The sequence below is a fragment of the Sphingomonas sp. FUKUSWIS1 genome, from assembly GCF_000733135.1.
Taxonomy (GTDB): Bacteria; Pseudomonadota; Alphaproteobacteria; order Sphingomonadales; family Sphingomonadaceae; genus Sphingomonas; species Sphingomonas aerolata.
This window is the reverse complement of sequence record NZ_JPJC01000143.1, coordinates 7,764-13,541: the sequence shown is the minus strand read 5'-3', so window position 1 is coordinate 13,541 and position 5,778 is coordinate 7,764. Positions and strand designations below refer to the sequence as shown.

Sequence of the window (5,778 nt, the reverse complement as noted above, 5' to 3'; positions counted from 1 at the left end):
CGTCGAGCAACATCGCCAGCCGCTCGACCCCCGCGGCCCAGCCGACACCCGCCGTCTCGGGCCCGCCGAGCGACCCGATCAACCCGTCATAGCGCCCACCGGCCAGCACCGTCCCCTGCGACCCCAACCGGTCGGTCACGAACTCGAACGCGGTGTGGCGGTAATAATCGAGCCCGCGCACCAGCCGCGCATTGCGCTCCCACGCGACGCCCGCGGCATCGAGCCCGGCGGTCACCGCATCGAAGAACGCGCGCGCCTCGGGCGTCAGATACGCGTCGATATCGGGGGCGCTGTCCGCGATCGGCCGGTCCTTCGGATCCTTCGAATCGAGGATCCGCATCGGGTTCTTCTCGAGCCGCGTCAGGCTGTCCTCGGACAGCTCACCGCGATGCGCCTCGAAATGCGCGACCAGCGCCGCGCGCCAGGCTTCACGCGTCTCGGCATCGCCCAAAGTGTTCAGCTGCAGCGTCACCCCGTCCGCAATGCCGAGCTCGCGCAGCAGCTGGTCCGCCAGCACCAGCAGTTCGACGTCCGCCGCGGGCTCGGCCGCGCCGATTACCTCGGCATCGATCTGGTGGAACTGCCGGAACCGGCCCTTTTGCGGGCGCTCGTAGCGGAACACCGGACCGCTCGTCGTGATCTTGAGCGGCGCGAACTGCTGCCACCCCTCGGTCAGATAGGCGCGCGCGATCCCGGCGGTGAATTCGGGCCGCAGCGTCAGCGAATCCCCGCCGCGGTCCTCGAATGTGTACATCTCCTTCGACACGACGTCGGTCGTCTCGCCAAGCGAGCGCGCGAACACCGCGGTGGATTCGAACACCGGGATGTCGATCCGCTGAAAGCAATACAACGCACGCACGCGTTCGAAGGTGCTGAGAACATGCGCGAAACGGCGCTGCTCGTCGCCGAAGATGTCCTGAGTGCCGCGGATGCGACGCGGGGTTTCTGTTCTGGCCATGATGCGCGCGTATCTAGGCGACGTGCCCGCGAAGCGCTAGCGCCGTCACATGAGCAACGACGTCCGTTATTGGGGGCTCGGCCGGCGCATCGCCCCGCCGCGCTTCGTGCTGTTTGCACTCGTCTTCGCGATCGGCCTCGTCGCGCTGATCCCCCGACTGGGGCTGGGCCGCGGCACGATGGCGGCGTTCGATATCGCCGCGGTCCTGTTCCTCGCCACCGTCGCGACCTTGTTCGGCAACGCCACCGCGGAGCGGATGCGGCGCTATGCGGACGAGAACGACGCCAACCGCGCGGTGCTGCTGGCGTTCAGCGGGACGATCCTGATCGTCGTGCTCGTCGCGGTGGCGAAGGAATTGCAGGGCAAGACCGATCTCGTCGCGGTCCTGATCTCGGTCGCGACGCTCGTGCTCGCCTGGCTGTTCTCCAACATGGTCTACACGCTGCATTATGCGCATCTGTTCTACAGCGACGCCGCGGATGGCAGCGACGCGGGCGGGCTGGACTTCCCGTCCTGTGCCGAGCCCGATTACTGGGACTTCGCCTATTTCGCCTTCACGCTCGGCATGACCTTCCAGACCTCCGACGTCGAGATCACGTCGCGGCGGGTGCGCAAGGTCGCGCTGGGCCAGTGCATGGCGGCGTTCGTCTTCAACATCGGCGTGCTCGCCTTCACCATCAACGTGCTCGGCAGCAGCTGAGGCCGCTCCTCCCGTCATCCCTCTTCCGTCATCCTGACGAAAGTCAGGATCCAGAGCCATAAACACCACCGCCCGTAACCCTGGATCCTGACGTTCGTCAGGATGACGGCGCATGTGGCAAAGCGCGACGCACCAAACGCCTGTGACGCGAGACTATACACCCCGGCAAAGGGCTGGACGACTGCCCTTTCTGCCGCTTACACCTTGACCATCGTCTCTCTGCCGGAAGGCCTTTTCCTTGATCCGCAAGCTTCTCGTCGCATCCCTGCTCGCGTCTGCACTTCCCGCGGTCGCGCAAGTCCCCGCCGGCAACACCGCACCACAGCCGGTGCCGTTCGTCGACACGATCCCCGCCGCACAGGACACGCCCTATCCCGGCACGATCCTGCTCGACATCGACGCGACCGATACCGAGCGCGGCATCTTCCGCGTGAAGGAGACGATCCCCGTCGCCAAATCGGGCAAGATGGCGCTGCTCTTCCCGAAATGGCTGCCCGGCAACCATGCGCCACGCGGCGAGATCGAGAAGCTCGCCGGGCTGGTGATCCGCGCGAACGGCCGGATCCTGCCCTGGACGCGCGATCCGGTCGACGTCTACGCCTTCCACATCGACGTTCCCGCGGGCACCAAACAGCTCGACGCGACCTTCCAGTTCATCTCCGCGACCAAGGCGGATCAGGGCCGTGTCGTCATGACCCCGACGATGATCAGCCTCCAGCCGAACTCGGTCAGCCTCTACCCCGCCGGTTATTATACGCGTCAGATCCCGGTGAAGATGACCGTCACCTATCCGACCGGCTGGACCGCCGCGGGTGCGGTCCCCGCCAAGGTCTCGGGCGCGACCTATGCCTATGACCGGACCAATTACGAGATCCTCGTCGATTCGCCGATCCTCGCGGGCAAATACGGCAAGGTCTGGCCGTTGAGCCCGAAGGTCGACCTCAACGTCTTCGCCGACACCCCCGACCAGCTCGCCGCCAAGCCAGAGCAGATCGACGCGCACAAGCGGCTCGTCGATCAGGCCGCGCGCACCTTCGGCGCCGAGCATTATGATCATTACGAGTTCCTGCTCTCGATCACCGACCAGCTCGGCGGAATCGGCCTCGAACATCATCGCAGCTCGGAAAACGGCGTCCGCCCCGGCTATTTCACCGAATGGGAGACGGGCGCGTCGGCGCGCAACCTGTTGCCGCACGAATTCACGCACAGCTGGGACGGCAAGTTCCGCCGCGGCGCCGACCTGTGGACACCCGATTTCCGCACGCCGATGCGCAACTCGCTGCTCTGGGTCTATGAGGGCCAGACGCAGTTCTGGGGCTATGTGCTCCAGGCGCGCTCGGGTCTGGTCAGCAAGCAGGACACGCTCGACGGCTATGCCTCGATTCTGGGCACCTACGACACCGCGCAGGGTCGCCAGTGGCGCCCGCTGATCGACACCACCAACGATCCGGTCATCTCGTCGCGCCGTCCCAAGGGCTGGACCAGCTGGCAGCGGTCGGAGGATTACTACAACGAAGGGCTGATGGTCTGGATGGAGGTCGACGCGATGCTCCGCCAGAAGTCGGGCGGCACCAAGTCGATCGACGACTTCGCGCGAGCCTTCTTCGGCATCCGCAACGGCGATTATGGCGAGGTCACCTACACGTTCGACGACGTCGCCAAGACGCTGAACGGCATCCTGCCCTATGACTGGGCCGGCTTCCTCACCACGCGGCTGACCGAGACGGGCAAGCCCGCGCCGATCAACGGCTTTGCGATGAACGGCTACAAGCTGGTCTATGGCCCCGTGCAGAGCCCGTATCTGAAGCAGGCGGAGAAGAGCCGCGGCACCGATGTCAGCTATTCGCTGGGGCTGGTGATGAACAAGGACGGCGTCGTGACTGCCTCGATCTGGGACAGCCCCGCGTTCCGCGCCGGGATCGACGTCGGTACCGAAATCGAGGCGGTCAACGGCGAATCCTACTCGTCGGACCGCATGAAAGCGGCAATTCTGGCGGCCCAGGGCACCAAGCTGCCGATCCGTCTGACTGTAAAAAACAACGAGCGATTCCGCGACGTCTCGCTCGATTACCATGACGGCCCGCGCTATCCGCGGCTCGAGAAGGTCGGTACAGGTGACGGCGGACTGGACAAGTTGCTGATGCCGCGCTGACAGTTCCGATATTTTTCCGGTGCCGGCCGCCTCCCCAAGGGGAAGCGGCCGGCACCGCCATTTCTGAAAGGACCGCCATGCGTATCGACCTCATCCCGACGGGCAAGAATCCGCCCGAAGACCTGAACGTCATCATCGAAGTCCCGACCGGCGGCGAGCCCGTGAAGTACGAGTTCGACAAGGCATCGGGCGCGCTGTTCGTCGACCGCATCCTGCACACGCCGATGCGCTACCCCGCGAACTACGGCTTCGTGCCGCACACGCTCAGCCCCGATGGCGACCCGCTCGATGCGCTCGTGATCGCGCGCTCGCCGTTCATCCCCGGCTGCGTCGTCCGCGCGCGCCCGATCGCGGTGCTCAACCTCGAGGACGAGGCCGGCGGCGACGAGAAGCTCGTCTGCGTCCCCGTCAACGACGTGTTCCCCTATTATTCGAACGTCGGCGGCCGTGCCGACGTGCCCGAGATCGTGTTCGAGCAGATCGAGCATTTCTTCACCCACTATAAGGACCTCGAGAAGAAGAAGTGGGTCCGCGTCGGCAAGTGGGGCGATGCCGAGGAAGCCAAGCGCATCACGATCGAGGCGATCGAGCGCTACGAAGAGGCCAAGAAGCAGGGCGACGAGCCGATGAACGCGGACGGCGCCGCAGGCCGCTGATTACAAAAGACCGAAGTCGAAGCGGCGCGCACCCGGCGCGCCCTTCGACTGCGCTCGGGGCGAACGGGGCCGCGAACTACGCCCCCCCGTTCGTGCTGAGCGAAGTCGAAGCACCTGCCCCGCCCTTACGGCGCCGGCCGCTCCGCCTGTGCCTCCGCCAGGTACAGCGAGAACAACCCCGCCGGATCGGTCCATTCGCGGATCGGCGTCCACCCGCCCGACCGCAACAGGATCCGCGCATCGCGCGACCCGTATTTGTGGCTGTTCTCGGTGTGGATCGTCTCGCCCGCGGCGATATCGAACGGCCGCCCCTCGATCGTGAACGCGGCGTCGCGCTGCGCCTCGAGATGCATCTCGATCCGCGCCCGATCGTCGTTCCACACCGCCTTGTGCCGGAACGCCTCGATTGGCACATCGGCGTCGAGCTCGCGGTTGATCCGCTCGAGCAGGTTCATGTTGAACGCCGCGGTCACGCCCTGCGCATCGTCATAGGCGGGGACCAGCACCGCCGGATCCTTGATCCGGTCCATCCCGATCAGCAGCATCGCGCCGATCCCGAGCGACGCGCGCATCGCCTTCAACAGGTCGACCGCCATCAGCGGGATCATGTTGCCGATCGTCGACCCCGGAAAGAAGCCGAGCTTGGGGGTGTCGGCGATTGTCTTCGGCAATGCGAGCGGCCGCATGAAATCCGCCTCGAACGGCAGGACCAGCAGCTCGGGGAACTGCGCCGCGAGCACGCGCGACGATTCGCGCAGGAAATCGCCCGAGATATCGATCGGCACATAGACCGACGGTGCCACCGCGCTCAGCAGGATCGGCGTCTTGGTCGACGACCCCGACCCGAATTCGACCACCGCACGTCCCGCACCGGCAATCTCGGCGACCTCGGGGCAGGCGGTCTCGAGGATCGAGCGCTCGGTCCGCGTCGGATAATATTCGGGCAGGTCGGTGATCGCCTCGAACAGCTCCGACCCGCGCCGGTCGTAGAACCAGCGCGCCGGAATCGCACGCGGCCGCCGTTCCAGCCCGGCGAGCACATCCGCCCGGAAGGCGGGGTCGGCCAGGCTCTGCTCGCCGTCTTCGATTTCACGCTTCAACATCAGATATCCTTGGCGAGCCGGACGCCGGTGAACTGCCAGCGCTGGTGCGGGTAGAAGAAATTGCGGTAGCTCGCGCGCGCATGGCCGCGCGGCGTCGCGCAACTCCCGCCGCGCAGCACGAACTGGCCGCTCATGAACTTGCCGTTATACTCGCCGACCGCACCCTCGACCGCGCGGAAGCCGGGATAGGGGCGATAGGCGCTGCCCGT

5 protein-coding genes and 1 pseudogene are annotated in these 5,778 nt (G+C 66.0%); 3 read left to right on the top strand and 3 right to left on the bottom strand.

The features are described 5' to 3' along the window. Window positions 1-958: histidine--tRNA ligase (gene hisS, locus sphsw_RS09795; RefSeq protein WP_031440459.1), on the bottom strand; the 958-nt coding region annotated here is incomplete at its 3' end. A 49-nt stretch (window positions 959-1,007) separates the two neighbouring features. Here hisS and sphsw_RS09790 point away from each other — a divergent pair. From sphsw_RS09790 to ppa, 3 genes are all read left to right on the top strand, one after another. Continuing rightward, entirely contained in the window at window positions 1,008-1,658 is a 651-nt protein-coding gene (locus tag sphsw_RS09790) for a DUF1345 domain-containing protein (protein WP_031440458.1), read from the top strand. A gap of 238 nt (window positions 1,659-1,896) precedes the next feature. After that, window positions 1,897-3,810 (top strand): M61 family metallopeptidase, encoded by a 1,914-nt coding sequence (locus sphsw_RS09785; protein WP_031440457.1) that lies wholly within the window; start codon window positions 1,897-1,899, stop codon window positions 3,808-3,810. Window positions 3,811-3,887: 77 nt separating this feature from the next. Next, window positions 3,888-4,466 carry an inorganic diphosphatase gene (gene ppa, locus sphsw_RS09780; protein WP_031440456.1) on the top strand — a complete coding sequence of 193 codons (579 nt, stop codon included), beginning with the start codon at window positions 3,888-3,890 and terminating at the stop codon, window positions 4,464-4,466. 125 nt (window positions 4,467-4,591) lie between these two features. On the opposite strand, the gene egtD is transcribed toward ppa, so the two are convergent. Continuing rightward, window positions 4,592-5,569, bottom strand: coding sequence for an L-histidine N(alpha)-methyltransferase (gene egtD, locus sphsw_RS09775; RefSeq protein WP_031440455.1), 978 nt, complete (start codon window positions 5,567-5,569; stop codon window positions 4,592-4,594). Continuing rightward, window positions 5,569-5,778 (bottom strand): annotated as a pseudogene (locus sphsw_RS09770) (ergothioneine biosynthesis protein EgtB); the annotation flags it as partial. The gene egtD and the pseudogene sphsw_RS09770, both read right to left, overlap by 1 nt.

Bases quoted from the DNA above. Each gene is read 5' to 3' on its own strand.
- sphsw_RS09790 (WP_031440458.1), top strand. From the start codon at position 1,008: ATGAGCAACGACGTCCGTTATTGGGGGCTCGGCCGGCGCATCGCCCCG.
- ppa (WP_031440456.1), top strand. From the start codon at position 3,888: ATGCGTATCGACCTCATCCCGACGGGCAAGAATCCGCCCGAAGACCTG.
- egtD (WP_031440455.1), bottom strand. From the start codon at position 5,569: ATGTTGAAGCGTGAAATCGAAGACGGCGAGCAGAGCCTGGCCGACCCC.